The following is a 14140-nucleotide window of genomic DNA, read 5'->3' as shown; positions in this document are numbered from 1 at the left end:
ACCGACCATTTTGAAAAAAGGTGAATCGGCTCTGAGGACTCTTGTTCAGACATTGGATGAAGATGGCGACGATATACATAGACGATAAGCCTTATATGGTGAAGGACGGACAGAACCTGCTCCATGCCTGCCTTTCCCTTGGGTTCGACATACCCTATTTCTGCTGGCATCCTGCCATGCATTCCGTTGGCGCGTGCAGACAGTGCGCCGTGAAGCAGTTTAAGGACGAGAAAGACAGACGCGGCAAGATCGTGATGTCCTGTATGACGCCCGCTTCCGACAGGACCCGCATCTCTATCAATGACCCCGATGCAAAGGCCTTCCGCGCTGCTGTCCTCGAATGGCTCATGACGAACCACCCCCATGACTGCCCGGTCTGTGACGAGGGAGGAGAATGCCATCTCCAGGACATGACGGTCATGACAGGACATGACTACCGCAGGTTCCGGTTCAAAAAACGGACGCACCGCAACCAGGATCTTGGCCCCTTCGTCAACCATGAGATGAACCGGTGCATCCAGTGTTATCGCTGTGTCAGGTTCTATCGTGGATATGCCGGGGGGCGGGACCTTGAGGTCTTTGGCTCCCACAACCACGTCTATTTCGGAAGAGAGCGTGACGGCGTCCTTGAGAATGAATTCAGCGGCAACCTTGTGGAGGTCTGTCCGACCGGAGTTTTTACGGATAAGACTCTGAAACGCCATTATACCCGCAAATGGGACCTCCAGACAGCTCCCTCTGTCTGCGTTCATTGCTCCCTCGGGTGCAATACGATCCCTGGTGAGCGCTACGGCCTTCTGCGGCGGGTCCTGAACCGCTACCATGGAGATCTGAACGGCTACTTCCTTTGCGACCGCGGCCGCTTCGGATATGAATTTGTCAACAGCGATCACCGCATCAGAGGGCCTCTGTTGAGAGACCGTAAGGGAGGTCTCCAAAAGCCTATCTCAAGAAAGGCGGCTCTTCATCACCTGTCGGCTCTCCTCCACTTCGGCGCAGGGGTGATCGGCATCGGCTCACCGAGGGCCTCCCTTGAGGCGAATTTCGCCCTCCGTTCCCTTGTGGGACCTGAGCGCTTCTATTCTGGGTCATCGGAAGGAGAGTTCCGGCTGGTGTCGGAGATAGTCTCGATATTCGAAAACGGTCCTGCCCGGTCACCGTCATTAAAGGACGTAAGGGAGGCTGATGCGATATTCGTCCTCGGGGAGGATGTTGCGAATACGGCGCCTGTCCTCGGCCTCTCGCTCAGACAGGCGGCTCGGAATAAACCGATGGAGAAGCTTGAAGACCTCGGGATCCTGGAATGGAACGATGCAGCAGTCAGGACCGCGACACAAGACGAGAAGGGGCCGCTCTTTATCGCTGCGCCCCACAGCACGAGGCTTGACGATGTGGCGCTCAGGACATACCATGCTCCTCCTGATGACCTTGCCCTCCTTGGCTTCGCCGTGGCGCAGGAATTGGGCAGCCATGCTGATCTGGTCTCTCTCTCCGACGAGGGAGTCCGCTCGCTTGCAAGGGAGATCGCAGAGGCACTGAAGAATGCACGGCGTCCCCTTGTTGTCTCCGGTACGGGCTGCGGCAGCAAAGTCATGGTACATGCAGCCGCAAACGTGGCTTGGTCGCTCTGCCGGATCGGAAGGCCCGCAGAGCTCTGCTTCGTTCTCCCCGAGTGCAACAGCCTGGGGCTAACGCTCATGGCGGAAAAGAGTGTCGCAGAGGCCTTCAAAGTCGCCCGGGAGGAGGCCGTCGAAACGGTCATTGTCCTTGAGAATGATCTCTTTCGCAGGGCAGAGGCTGAGAGCGTGAATGCCTTTTTCGATCACGTCAAGAATATTGTTGTCATCGATCATCTCCCTAACCCGACAGCGGCGAGGGCTGATGTCGTCCTTCCTGCTGCCACCTTTGCCGAGGGTGAAGGCACCTTGGTCAATAACGAAGGACGGGGACAGCGCTTCTATAAAGTCTTCATACCCGGCGGTGAGGTGCGGGAGAGCTGGCGTTGGCTCCATGATCTCATGCTCTCTTCAGGACATTTGGAGGCTGAGATCTGGAGGACCTTCGACGATGTCACCTCGGCCATGTCGAGGGCCCTGCCGGTTCTCGGTCCTCTCGCGGATGCTGTGCCCTCTGCGGGGTTCCGCGTTTCAGGCATGGAGATACCGCGCAGGCCCCACAGGTATAGCGGACGAACAGCGATGGATGCGAATCTCAGCATTCATGAACCGCCATCTCCCGATGATCCTGATTCACCGCTCTCCTTTTCCATGGAGGGCTATAGCGGCATGCCGCCTGCTCCTCTCATACCGAGGTACTGGGCCCCCGGCTGGAATTCTGTCCAGTCACTCACCAAATTTCAGAAGGAGGCTGGAGGAGCTTTGCTCGGAGGTGATCCGGGACGGCGGCTCATTGAACCGGCGCAGAAAGGAGAGATCTCCTATTTCAGCGATATCCCTGAAGCCTTTAAGCCGACCGGAGACGGTCTGCTCATAGTCCCCCTTTATCATGTCTTCGGGTCTGAGGAATTGAGTATCCATTCCCCCGGTGTTTACGAACGGTCTCCGGAGCCCTATCTGGCCCTCAGTCCTGGTGACGCGGCAAAGATTGGTGTCGATGATGGCGATGATGTTGAATTGTCCCTCTCCGGCAAGGTCCATCGGCTTCGTGTCAGTCTCATGCCTGCTATGACCGGAGGGGTCGGAGGTTTGCCCGTCGGCCTCACCGCATTGAACATGATTGACCTGCCGTTGCTCGGCAGGGTTAAGAGAGCGGATAAGAGATGAACGCAACTCTCCGTTCATTGATAATGGTTTTTGGCGTCCTCGGTGTTGTCATGTCTCTCGGCGCCTTGCTTATCTGGCTCGAACGGAGACTGCTTGCCCTCTGGCAGGACCGCTATGGCCCGAACCGCGTCGGTCCCTTCGGACTTCTTCAGGTGCTGGCAGACATGCTCAAGGTTTTCACGAAGGAGGACTGGATTCCTCCCTTTGCCGATAAACCGGTCTTCATCATTGCACCAGCCGTCATCATGGTCACCGTGCTCCTCTCCTTTGCCGTGATCCCCTTCGGACCGGGTATCGAAATCGTGGATCTCAACATCGGACTCCTCTTTGTTCTTGCCATGTCTTCCCTCGGCGTTTACAGTACTGCCCTGGCGGGATGGTCGTCGGCGAGCAAGTACTCACTCCTCGGAGGTCTGAGGGCATCGGCCCAGATGCTGAGTTACGAAGTCTTCATGGGGTTATCGCTCGTGGGGGTGGTGATGCTCGCAGGATCCTTTAATCTTCGTCAGATTGTTGAGGCCCAGAGAGATCTCTGGTTCTGTGTCCCCCAATGTTTCGGTCTCGTCGTCTTTATGATCGCCGGCGTTGCAGAGACCCGCAGATTGCCCTTTGATCTGCCCGAGGCCGAGAGCGAACTTGTCGCCGGATTCCATTCGGAATATTCGGGGATGAAATTCGGCATGTTCTTTGTCGGCGAATATCTCGGCGTCACGCTCATCTCTGCCCTGATCGTGACCCTCTTTTTCGGAGGCTGGCTCGGGCCCCTGTTCCCGCCGCTTGTCTGGTTTTTTCTCAAGACCTTTGTCTTCATCTGCGGCTTCGTCCTCCTGAGGGCATCGCTGCCGAGACCGCGATACGATCAACTCATGGCCTTTGGCTGGAAAGTCATGCTGCCGCTGTCCCTCGCGAATATTATCGTGACAGGGGGGGTACTCCTTGCTAAGGGATAGGTATTCTATGGGGCGGCCGTCGGGACAGGAAATGGTATTTTTGCTTATTAACGAGTTTATTGAGAGAGAAATGACATTATGCTGAGTCTGTTGAAGACCATATGGAGCGTCTTCCTGCACGCCTTCAGGAAGAGGGAGACGGTCCTTTACCCTGAGGAGAGACCTTATCTGCCGCCCCGATGGAGGGGCAGGATCATCCTCTCCCGGGACCCTGACGGAGGCGAACGCTGCGTGGCGTGTTACCTCTGCGCTGTTGCATGTCCGGTGAGCTGCATCGCTCTCCAGGCGGCGGAAGATGAAAGGGGGAGGCGTTATCCCGAGTTCTTCCGCATCAATTTTTCACGCTGCATCTTCTGCGGCTTCTGTGAAGAGGCATGCCCAACATATGCCATCCAGTTGACGCCTGATTTTGAGATGGGGGAGTATCACCGGCAGAATCTCGTCTATGAGAAGGAGGACCTCCTCATAAGCGGGCCCGGAAAATATCCGGACTATAACTTCTATAAGGTCGCGGGATTATCAATAGGCGGCAAGGATAAGGGTGAGGCCGAGAATGAGGAACCTCCTGTGGACGTGAGGGACCTGCTTCCGTGAGAGGAGAATAATCATGAACGTTCTCTTTTATAGTGCTGCTGCTGTTGCGGCGGTCTCCACCCTCATGGTCATCACCAGGGTGAACGCTGTGCATGCCCTCCTTTATCTCATCGTCTCCCTGATTTCCGTTGCGCTCATATTCTTCATCCTCGGCGCGCCTTTTGCGGCTGCCCTTGAGGTGATCATCTATGCGGGCGCGATTATGGTCCTCTTCGTCTTCGTGATCATGATGCTCAATATCGGTCCCCAAACGGCAAGACAGGAAAGGGCATGGCTGCATCCTGGAACCTGGGTAGGGCCTGCTATTCTATCCCTTATTCTCCTGGCTGAACTTGTCTCGATCCTTACACAGAGCAGAGGAAGGTCTCTCGCCATTGCCGTTCTGGAACCGGGGCAGATAGGGACTGCCCTTTTTGGACCCTATCTCATCGGCGTTGAACTGGCATCGATGCTGCTGTTAAGCGGGATCGTCGGCGCTTTCCATCTCGGCCGGAAGAGTGCCCGCAAGAGAGACGGAGGGAGAGAGTAAATGGTTTCGGTGCCGATGGAACACGGACTCATCCTTGCCGGTCTTCTCTTCGTCATCGGACTCGGAGGTCTGATCATCAGGCGCAACATCCTCTTTATCCTTATGTCTGTTGAGGTCATGCTCAACGCCGCCGGATTGGCCTTTGTCGTTGCGGGTTCGCGGTGGGGACAGCCTGACGGTCAGGTGATGTTTATCTTCATCCTCGCCGTGGCTGCTGCCGAGGTTTCGGTGGGCCTCGCCCTTCTGCTCAGGTTCTATCACAGCCTCGGAACCTTAGATGCCGATGCTGCAAGTAAAATGAGGGGGTGAAATGCTCGGTCTCCTCTGGATAGTTCCCGCACTCCCCTTGGCAGGGGCCCTTGCCCTCGCGACTTCAGGCTCCAGGCTTTCCCGAAAAGTTGTCACGCTTATCGGGACAGGTTCGATAGGGACTGCAGCCGTGACTGCAGTGCTCGTCGCGTTCAGCTTCATCTCTCTCCCGTCGAAGGGACATGCCTTCTCTCAGAACCTCTGGACATGGATCGACGTTGCAGGTTTTCGCGCGTCGATTTCGCTCTATCTCGATGCCCTTGCCCTCGTGATGATGCTCGTCGTTACCGGCGTAGGTTTTCTCATCCACCTCTACTCCGCAGAGTTCATGAGGGATGAAGAGGGCTACAGTCGTTTTTTCGCGTACATGAATCTCTTCGTCGGCTCAATGCTGATCCTCGTCCTTGCCGACAATCTCCTGCTCCTCTATCTCGGATGGGAAGGGGTCGGCCTCTGCAGTTACCTCCTCATCGGCTTCTGGTACCGTGATCCTGCCAACGGATACGCTGCACGGAAGGCCTTTCTCGTGACCCGTGTCGGTGATGCGGCAATGGCGGTCGGTCTCTTCATGCTGTTTACGAATCTCGGGACGCTCCAGATACAGGAGCTGATGGCGCGCTCCTCCCAGCAATGGCCTGAGGGATCGATGATCGCTGCGACTGTTGCGGCTCTCCTCCTGGCAGGGGCCCTGGGGAAATCTGCCCAGCTGCCGTTCCAGACGTGGCTACCTGACGCCATGGCAGGACCGACGCCTGTCAGTGCACTCATCCATGCTGCGACCATGGTCACTGCCGGTGTCTATCTCATCGCCAGGACGAACGCGCTCTTTGTCCTTGCGCCTGCCGTACAGTCGGCAGTGGCTGTCATAGGGGCGTTGACCCTCCTTCTCGCCGGTTTCAGCGCCCTTACGCAGCATGATATCAAGCGTGCCCTTGCCTATTCCACCATAAGCCAGATCGGGTATATGTTTCTGGCCCTGGGAGTAGGGGCATGGTCAGCCGCAATCTTCCACTTTATGACTCACGCCTTTTTCAAGGCCCTCCTGTTCCTCGGCGCCGGAGTGGTCATTCTGAGTCTCGGCCGGGAGCATGATATGTTCAGGATGGGAGGACTGCGAACAAGGCTGCCTGTGACCTTCCAGACCTTCCTCATCGGCGCTGCCTCCCTCTCGGCACTGCCCCTTGTGACAGCCGGCTTTTACAGTAAGGACCTGATCCTGTGGCTTGCATGGTCGTCGGAAAAGGGCACCCCTCTGCTCTGGCTTGCAGGTGTGGGGGGGGCCCTTCTCACTTCCCTCTATACATTCCGCATGGTCTTCCTCATCTTCTTCGGCGAGGCTAAATCCCCGGCAATTGATGCTGCCGGACCCCGCATGAAGATCTCATTAGTCGTCTTGGCTTTTCTCTCTTTGGCTGGAGGCCTCGTTGAATTGCCTCCTGCGCTTGGAGGTCTCCCGCTCTTTTCCGATTTCATGGAGACCACATTGCCTGCGACAGCCTATTCCCATGATTTCAAGACTGAGGTTCTCTTTGAGATCATCGCTTCTGTCTTTTCTCTCTGTGGTATCTTCCTGGCCTATCTCTTTTTCTTCAGTCGGCCGCACGATGCTGAGAGGCTCATGAGCAGACCAATCTTTCAGATGGTCCATCGTCTTTGGTATTCAGGGTGGGGTTTCGACTGGCTCTACGAGAGGATATTTGTCAGGCCCTTTCTATGGATATCCCGCATCAACAAAGATGATGGCATCGATCTCCTCTATGAAGGCGCTGCATGGTACAGTGTATTCTTTCACAAAATGCTGAGCCGTTCCCAGACAGGGAAGGTGAGGTGGTATGCGATGGGCATAACCCTCGGCGCCATCGTCGTTATCGGCATGGCGGTCATCCTATGATACTTGGCTGGCTTGTTATCATACCCTTGGCCGGTGGTTTTGGAGCATGGCTTCTTGGCCGCAGGGATCCTTCCCTGACGCGTCTGGTCTCTCTCGGCGCCCTTGTCCTTGACCTCGGGCTGGTGTTGACGCTCCTGCCGGAATGCAACGGGGATGGTTTTGTAGGAAAGATGCCGTGGGTCGCAGAACTGAAGATTGCCTGGATCCCCGAACTCGGGATCGGCCTTCATCTTGGGCTGGACGGTCTGAGTTTTCTGATGGTTGTTCTCACCCTTTCCCTCGGCATCATATCCGTTCTCTCTTCCTGGACAGAGATAAAGGAGAAGGTAGGCGCTTTTCACGGAAACCTCCTTTGGGTCCTCTCGGGGATTATCGGTGTCTTCCTCGCCCTTGATCTCTTCCTCTTTTATTTCTTTTGGGAACTGATGCTTGTGCCGATGTACTTTCTCATAGCCCTCTGGGGCCATGAAAACCGTTCTGCTGCGTCCATGAAATTCTTTATCTTCACTCAGCTCAGCGGACTGCTCATGCTCCTGTCTATCCTCGGACTTTATATCATTCACGGCCGCGCGACGGGGGTTTATACCTTTGACTACTTTGAGCTCCTCGGAACACCGATGAACTCCTTCGTCTCTCTCTGTCTCATGCTCGGGTTTTTTGCTGCCTTTGCCGTGAAGCTGCCGGTGGTGCCTTTCCACAGTTGGCTTCCCGATGCACACACTGAAGCGCCTACCGGGGGGAGCGTGATCCTGGCAGGCCTCCTGTTGAAGACGGGCGCCTATGGTTTCCTGCGCTTTCTCGTACCGCTTTTCCCCCGTGCAGTATCCGATTTCGCCCCTGTCGGAATGGCCCTTGCCGTTGTCGGAATCCTCTACGGTGCCATCCTTGCCTTTGCCCAGACCGATCTCAAGAGACTCGTGGCCTATACAAGCATCAGCCACATGGGTTTTGTCCTCCTCGGCGTCCTTGCCTGGAACGAGGTCGCCCTTCAGGGTGCGGTTATGCAGATGCTCTGCCACGGCATCAGCACCGGTGCGCTCTTTGTCCTCGCAGGAGCGCTCCAGGAGCGGATGCATAGCCGCGACATGAGGCTCATGGGCGGACTCTGGTCAACGATGCCCCGGATGGGTGGAGCGGGACTGGTCTTTGGCCTCGCTTCCCTCGGTCTCCCCGGGATGGGCAACTTCATCGGAGAGTTCCTCGTGCTCCTCGGTTCATACAGAGTGAGTATCATGATGACAGTGCTGGCAACAGCAGGCCTTATTCTTGCCGCAGTCTATGCGCTCTGGATGATACAGCAGGTCTTTCACGGCCCGAGACCGGAAGGATTGAAGCAAAGGGACCTCTCGCTCCGTGAGATGTCGGTCATGACAGTTATGATCGCGGCCATATTGTGGCTGGGCCTTTATCCCCGGCCTGTCCTTACCATTGCGGCGCCTGTTGTCGAAGGCCTTCAGCAGAACCTTTCGGAAAAGGAGATTAAGGACAAGAGCACGGGGACAGTGCCCTCGGGGCATGAAAAGGAGAAACGGCGAGGAGATGGACGATGAGCGTTCCTGATCTCCTCGTCCTGACTCCTCTCGCTGCCATGGCCCTGACGGCCCTCGCGGTTATGCTCGTCATCGCTCTTCACAGAAACCATTGGGTCGTGGCAGCCCTGACCCTCGGAGGACTTGGACTCTCTTTCGCATCGCTTTTCCTGGTCTCTTCGTTATCGCCCCGAAGGGCGACGCCGCTCCTTATTATTGACGATTACGCTCTTTTCTACACAGGACTCATCATTGCAGCAAGTATCGCCGTGACGCTCTTCTCCTTCGGATATCTCGAAAGGCGTGAAGGAGATCATGAGGAATTCTATCTCCTCCTCGTCCTTGCAACGCTTGGCGCTGCGGTCCTCGTCGCAAGCAGCCATTTCGCTTCGCTCTTCCTGGGACTCGAGCTATTGAGTATCTCCCTCTATTCGCTGTTCTCCTATCTCCGTGACGACGAAAGGAGCATGGAGGCGGGTGTCAAGTACCTGGTCCTGGCTTCGGTCTCAGCAGCCTTTCTCCTTTTCGGGATGGCCCTCATCTATGCTGAGTGCGGGAGCCTGGAGTTTCGGAGGATCGCCTCGGAGGCAGGGGTCTTGGGTTCAAAGGATCTGCTTTTTCTGACAGGCTCGGCAATGGTCCTTACAGGCATCGGCTTTAAATTGGCTGTGGTTCCTTTCCATCTCTGGACACCCGATGTGTATGAAGGTGCACCTGCACCGGTCACTGCCTTTGTGGCAACGATCTCCAAAGGCGCCGTCTTTGCCCTGCTCCTCCGCTATTCCCGTTACGTGCATATTCATGCATCGAGCGCGTTCTTCCTTATCTTTGCCCTCATCGCAGCCTCATCGATGTTTGTTGGGAACCTCCTTGCCCTCCAGCAGAACAATCTGAAGAGGATCCTCGCCTATTCTTCAATAGCCCATCTCGGGTATTTGCTCGTTGCCTTTCTTTCAGGAGGACCCTTTGCAGCAGAGGCTGTGGCCTACTACCTCGTCTCCTATTTTGTGACGACCCTCGGCGCCTTCGGCGTAGTCACGGTGCTCTCGGGAAAAAAGAGAGACGCCGACACCCTCGACGATTACCGGGGGCTGGCCTCGGATCATCCCTTGATCGCCGGTGTCTTTACGGCAATGCTCCTGTCCCTTGCAGGGATTCCCCTGACAGCCGGATTCATCGCGAAGTTCTTTATCGTAACAGCAGGTGTCAATGCGGCCCTCTGGGGCCTTGTCATAACCCTCGTCATCAACAGCGGCATCGCCCTTTTCTATTATCTCAGGGTGATGATTGTCATGTACTCAGGGGCAAGGGAGAAGAGGACCGGGAGGATTCGTACCGGACGATTGTCATTAACGGGAGGGATTGTTTTAGTGGTCCTCACCCTGGCGCTCATAGGGCTCGGCATCTATCCGTCACCGCTCATGCGTCTCCTTCAGGCAACTGTCACCGGACTCATGTAACACATGGTGCCGCAGGGTTCCTTCCTGCTTACTCTTTTTCGATGAGCTCGAAATTCTTTACGAACTGACCAAGCTGGACACCAAGATAAATACACTTGATACCGTCCATGCATTCATCGGCGTCTTTCTTTTCAAGATGCGTAGTAAGCTCATGGCTGCCTTTCTTGAAGGTTACGATGAAGGCATTCTTTGCTCCGCTGAAGTCAAGACTGACAGCGATACCATGTTTTTCTATCTCAGGATACATCTCTACGATCTTGTCCTTTAATGCAACGTTCGTGTAACCCATGTGACCTCCTCCCTTGTTAGCTCATAATCCGTCACGCTGAGAACAGCAGGACTTCAGGAGATTCGCTTGGCCTTCAGCCGGATCTCGACACCCGCGAGGGCCTGGGATACGGGACAACCCTTTTTCGTATCTTCTGCCAGTTCGAGAAATCTCTTCTCGTCTATGCCCCGCACCTTTGCTTCCGTATCGAGTTCGATCGTCGTTATCTTAAAACCGTCGGGGACCTTGTCGATGTGCACCCGTGCGGTTGTCCTGATATGGTCAGGCGTGAATCCCGCATTTTCGAGGAACATCGAAAAGGCCATGGAGTAACAGCCTGCATGGGCGGCGCCGATGAGCTCCTCAGGGTTTGTCCCGGCGCCGTCACCGAAGCGCGATGCAAATGAATAGGCCCCTTCATAGGAACCGCTCCCCAATTTCATCTTGCCTCTGCCATCGCTTAACGTTCCCTCCCATTGTGCTTCCGCCTTCCGTACCGGCATGGTACACCTCCTCACAACGTTGATTGTTTGTATGAAAGGCATGCCGACGGTCTACCCTCTCGGTTCGGCTACCCTTCGTCATTTAGTTCCAGTGACTGCCATATGAATCAAAACTCAAATCTCGCAGACCAGATGTTCAAGCTCTCTCGAAAAGGTCTCGTAATTGCCCGAGTAATCGATGGGGCATTCAATGAGAACAGGCCTTTTCCTCGAGAAGGCCTGTTCCAGTATCTCGGAGAGACCGTCTCCCTTGTTCACCCTCATTCCCACCGCACCATAACTTTCGGCATACCGGGCAAAATCGGGATTCGAATAGTCCAGCCCGTAACTCGGGAACCCCATCCTCTCCTGCTTCCATTTGATGAAGCCGAAGCCGTTATCGTTGACGATCAGGGCAACAATCGGGATGTTAAGGCGTACGGCGGTTTCGAGTTCCTGAGAGTTCATCATAAAACCGCCATCTCCCACGACTGCCAGCACCTTTCTGTCCGGATAGAGCATCTTGGCAACTATGCCTGCTGGCAGTCCGGCTCCCATGGTCGCCAGGGCATTGTCAAGGAGAAAGGTATTCGGTTTGTAGGTCTTGTAAAGGCGTGAAAACCATAGCTTGTATATCCCGTTATCCAGGGTGAGGATATCATCCTCAGACAATACGTTCCGGACATGCCAGACGATCTCCTGGGGAGTTAGAGGATAGCCCTTCGTGAAGCCCTGGGAAAGTTTCGCATCGAGGAACCTCCGAAACTTCCCGAAGATCTCCCCATCCTTCTTCTCTATCCGTTCCCCGAGCCTCCTCAGGGAACAGGAAACATCTCCGATCACTTCTACGTCAGGATTGTAGTATTTGTCGACCTCTGCTGCACTGAAGTCGATATGGATGATCTTCTTGTCGAGATCCTTGTTCCATATGTACGGAGGATATTCGACGATGTTGTACCCTACGGGCATGATGAGGTCTGCCCTGTCGATAGCGCAATTGACGTAATCATGAGCGTGCATGCCTGTTGCAAAGAGGCTGTGCTCAGATCTGTCGCTCAGAACACCTTTGCCCATCTGGGTATGCACCACGTATATCCCCGTCAACCCCACAAACTCCCGGAGCTGGACCGATATCAGTTTCCTGTTTGCCCCGGAAGAGAGAATGATGAGGGGATACTTCGCCCTGTTGATCAGTTCGGCAGCAGCCACGATCGCACGGTCATCCGGACCGGCCCTTCGCACGTACCCCCTTCTCTGTATCGGAGCATCGGTCGTGCTCGCCGCGATATCTTCAGGAAGTTCCACATGCACCGCTCCGGGCCTTTCTGCCTGCGCGAGCTTAAAGGCGTTTCTCAGGACCGTCGGGATCGTGTCGGGATCGAGGATCGAGGACGAGCTCTTCGTGACGGGCCTCATGAGATTTACCACATCAATGAGCTGAAAGCGAGCCTGCCAGTTTTCCCTGATCGCCTTCTGGCCGGAGATCGATACAAGGGGGGCGCCGATGAGTTGTGCATGGGCAACGCCCGTCACAAGGTTTGTTGCGCCCGGTCCGAGCGTCGAAAAGCAGACGCCCGCTCTTCCGGTCAATCTGCCGTACGTTGCGGCCATGAAGGCTGCAGCCTGCTCATGGCGGGTGAGAATGAGGGTGATCGATGATGTGCGGAGGGACTCGAGGAGATCGAGGTTCTCCTCCCCCGGGAGGCCGAAGATATGGGTAACGCCTTCCTCTTCAAGCTGTTTCACAAAGAGATCAGAGGCCTTCATGGGTGATCACTCCCTGACCACGACGGTCTTGATGTTTACAAATTCCTTCAGGCCGTAATGGGACAATTCTCTGCCGACTCCCGACTTCTTTACCCCTCCGAATGGCAGCCTCGGGTCCGATTTCACCATATCGTTGATGACAACTACTCCGGCTTCGATCCTCATCGCGAGCCGTTCAGCCCGTTCGAGATCGCGGCTCCAGACAGCCGCGCCGAGACCGTATGCTGTCTCATTCGCGACCCTGACAGCCTCGTCCTCATCCTTTACCGTTATGATCGGGGCTATAGGGCCGAAGACTTCTTCGGTAAGGACCTTCATCGTTTCCTTGGCATGGTGAACAACACAGGGTCCGAAAAAGAATCCCTTGTGCAAGGAATGGTCAGTCTGGAAGACTTCGGCTCCTTTCGCCTTCGCATCACGGAGCTGCTCCGTAAGGGCATCGAGGATATCCCTCCTGGCAACGGGACCGATGTCGGTGGCTTCATCCATGGGATTTCCGATCTTCAGTTCCTTCAAGCGCCCAAGAAAGACCTTTCTGAACTCCGCAGCCACCGCTTCCATAACGATAAAGCGCTTTGCTGCAATGCAACTCTGACCGGTATTGATCATCCGAGCGTTCACAGCAGTCCTGCCTGCCTTTTCGATGTCCGCGTCGTCAAGGACGATGAAGGGGTCGGACCCACCCAGCTCGAGCACGAGCTTCTTGATCTTCTTGCCCGCAAGAGCCCCGACTTCCTCGCCTGCCTTATTGCTGCCCGTCAGAGACACAGCATCTACCTTGTCGTCTTCGATAAGCCTCAGGGCATCTCCGGGAGTGATAAGGAAGGTCTTGAAGACGTTTTCAGGAAAGCCCGTCTTTCTGAAGGCCTCTTCGATGGCAAGGGCGGACAGCGGAACGTTCGAGGCGTGCTTCAGGACGACAACATTCCCGGCAGTTATCGCAGGGATACCAAACCTGAACGCCTGCCAGAAGGGGAAGTTCCACGGCATGATAGCGAGGACGATTCCGAGGGGCTGGAAGAGGACGTAGCTCTTTTTTGCCTCAGTCCTGATCTCTTCCGGTTTGAGGAACATTTCCCCGTGCTCGGCATAATAGTCGCAGACCCAGCCACACTTTTCGATCTCGGAGACCGACTCCCTGATGGGCTTGCCCATTTCACCGGTCATGATCTCTCCGTACCTGCGTTTCTCAGCCCTGAGATGTTCTCCCAACTTCCTGATCAGGGCGGCCCGCTCCGAAACCGGCGATCCCCTCCATGCTGAAAAGGCCCGACGGGAATTGCCGACCTCCCTGTTCACTTCATCGGCAGTCATAGGCTCAAATTCCTTTATCACCTCTTCGGTATAAGGATTCATGGATTGTATCTTCATCTTCACACCTCCCTGACATTGCGATGAGCTGTCCATCATGCAGACTAGGGCATGTCCTTTTTTCTCTCTTCATTATATCCCACAGATACCAGGAGTCAAATGCTGTAGCAGTCTTTCTGTCCAAACTTCTGGGGCTAACTCAACCTTAATGTTGCAAACTGTCGGCCAGGCATGGATCGAAGCCCTGTCGCTTCTTGCCGACCGTAA

Annotated in this window: 12 protein-coding genes; 8 read left to right on the top strand and 4 right to left on the bottom strand. The window is 55.4% G+C overall.

Going from position 1 to position 14140, the window contains the following annotated elements:
* Window positions 1-62 precede the first annotated feature (62 nt).
* The 8 genes from nuoG (at window position 63) to VFG09_02835 (ending at window position 10045) form a co-directional block, all read left to right on the top strand.
* Entirely contained in the window at window positions 63-2783 is a 2721-nt protein-coding gene (nuoG, locus tag VFG09_02870) for an NADH-quinone oxidoreductase subunit NuoG (protein ID HET6514076.1), read from the top strand.
* Entirely contained in the window at window positions 2780-3733 is a 954-nt protein-coding gene (gene nuoH / locus VFG09_02865; protein HET6514075.1) for an NADH-quinone oxidoreductase subunit NuoH, read from the top strand. The genes nuoG and nuoH overlap by 4 nt, the downstream gene beginning before the upstream one ends.
* 78 nt (window positions 3734-3811) lie before the next feature.
* Entirely contained in the window at window positions 3812-4327 is a 516-nt protein-coding gene (nuoI, locus tag VFG09_02860; GenBank protein HET6514074.1) for an NADH-quinone oxidoreductase subunit NuoI, read from the top strand.
* Between the two features lie 13 nt (window positions 4328-4340).
* Complete coding sequence (gene nuoJ, locus VFG09_02855) at window positions 4341-4856, top strand: NADH-quinone oxidoreductase subunit J (protein ID HET6514073.1); 516 nt, start codon at window positions 4341-4343, stop codon at window positions 4854-4856.
* Window positions 4857-5165: an NADH-quinone oxidoreductase subunit NuoK gene (gene nuoK / locus VFG09_02850; protein HET6514072.1), complete on the top strand. Its 309-nt coding sequence runs from the start codon at window positions 4857-4859 to the stop codon at window positions 5163-5165. It abuts the gene before it with no gap.
* A 1-nt stretch (window position 5166) separates the two neighbouring features.
* Window positions 5167-7056 carry an NADH-quinone oxidoreductase subunit L gene (nuoL, locus tag VFG09_02845; GenBank protein HET6514071.1) on the top strand — a complete coding sequence of 630 codons (1890 nt, stop codon included), beginning with the start codon at window positions 5167-5169 and terminating at the stop codon, window positions 7054-7056.
* A complete protein-coding gene (gene nuoM, locus VFG09_02840; GenBank protein ID HET6514070.1) occupies window positions 7053-8606 on the top strand; it encodes an NADH-quinone oxidoreductase subunit M in 1554 nt (517 codons plus the stop codon). The genes nuoL and nuoM overlap by 4 nt, the downstream gene beginning before the upstream one ends.
* Entirely contained in the window at window positions 8603-10045 is a 1443-nt protein-coding gene (locus tag VFG09_02835; GenBank protein ID HET6514069.1) for an NADH-quinone oxidoreductase subunit N, read from the top strand. The genes nuoM and VFG09_02835 overlap by 4 nt, the downstream gene beginning before the upstream one ends.
* A gap of 28 nt (window positions 10046-10073) precedes the next feature.
* On the opposite strand, the gene VFG09_02830 is transcribed toward VFG09_02835, so the two are convergent.
* The 4 genes from VFG09_02830 to VFG09_02815 all read right to left on the bottom strand — a co-directional run bounded on the left by VFG09_02830 (window position 10074) and on the right by VFG09_02815 (window position 13933).
* The gene (locus tag VFG09_02830) at window positions 10074-10334 is read right to left on the bottom strand and encodes a hypothetical protein (protein ID HET6514068.1); all 261 of its coding nucleotides are present in this window, start codon (window positions 10332-10334) and stop codon (window positions 10074-10076) included.
* Window positions 10335-10387: 53 nt separating this feature from the next.
* Window positions 10388-10816 (bottom strand): OsmC family protein, encoded by a 429-nt coding sequence (locus tag VFG09_02825; GenBank protein HET6514067.1) that lies wholly within the window; start codon window positions 10814-10816, stop codon window positions 10388-10390.
* A gap of 114 nt (window positions 10817-10930) precedes the next feature.
* Window positions 10931-12562, bottom strand: a complete 1632-nt coding sequence (locus tag VFG09_02820) for an acetolactate synthase large subunit (GenBank protein ID HET6514066.1) — start codon at window positions 12560-12562, stop codon at window positions 10931-10933.
* A gap of 6 nt (window positions 12563-12568) precedes the next feature.
* Window positions 12569-13933, bottom strand: coding sequence for an NAD-dependent succinate-semialdehyde dehydrogenase (locus tag VFG09_02815; protein HET6514065.1), 1365 nt, complete (start codon window positions 13931-13933; stop codon window positions 12569-12571).
* Window positions 13934-14140 lie beyond the last annotated feature (207 nt).

The organism is Thermodesulfovibrionales bacterium (assembly GCA_035686305.1).
Taxonomy (GTDB): Bacteria; Nitrospirota; Thermodesulfovibrionia; order Thermodesulfovibrionales; family UBA9159; genus DASRZP01.
This window is presented reverse-complemented; position numbering and strand designations above follow the sequence as displayed.

Excerpts from the sequence above, each read along its gene's own strand:
- nuoG (HET6514076.1), top strand. The coding sequence starts at position 63 with ATGGCGACGATATACATAGACGATAAGCCTTATATGGTGAAGGACGGA.
- nuoH (HET6514075.1), top strand. The coding sequence starts at position 2,780 with ATGAACGCAACTCTCCGTTCATTGATAATGGTTTTTGGCGTCCTCGGT.
- nuoI (HET6514074.1), top strand. The coding sequence starts at position 3,812 with ATGCTGAGTCTGTTGAAGACCATATGGAGCGTCTTCCTGCACGCCTTC.
- nuoJ (HET6514073.1), top strand. The coding sequence starts at position 4,341 with ATGAACGTTCTCTTTTATAGTGCTGCTGCTGTTGCGGCGGTCTCCACC.
- nuoK (HET6514072.1), top strand. The coding sequence starts at position 4,857 with ATGGTTTCGGTGCCGATGGAACACGGACTCATCCTTGCCGGTCTTCTC.
- nuoL (HET6514071.1), top strand. The coding sequence starts at position 5,167 with ATGCTCGGTCTCCTCTGGATAGTTCCCGCACTCCCCTTGGCAGGGGCC.
- nuoM (HET6514070.1), top strand. The coding sequence starts at position 7,053 with ATGATACTTGGCTGGCTTGTTATCATACCCTTGGCCGGTGGTTTTGGA.
- VFG09_02835 (HET6514069.1), top strand. The coding sequence starts at position 8,603 with ATGAGCGTTCCTGATCTCCTCGTCCTGACTCCTCTCGCTGCCATGGCC.
- VFG09_02830 (HET6514068.1), bottom strand. The coding sequence starts at position 10,334 with ATGGGTTACACGAACGTTGCATTAAAGGACAAGATCGTAGAGATGTAT.
- VFG09_02825 (HET6514067.1), bottom strand. The coding sequence starts at position 10,816 with ATGCCGGTACGGAAGGCGGAAGCACAATGGGAGGGAACGTTAAGCGAT.
- VFG09_02820 (HET6514066.1), bottom strand. The coding sequence starts at position 12,562 with ATGAAGGCCTCTGATCTCTTTGTGAAACAGCTTGAAGAGGAAGGCGTT.
- VFG09_02815 (HET6514065.1), bottom strand. The coding sequence starts at position 13,933 with ATGAAGATACAATCCATGAATCCTTATACCGAAGAGGTGATAAAGGAA.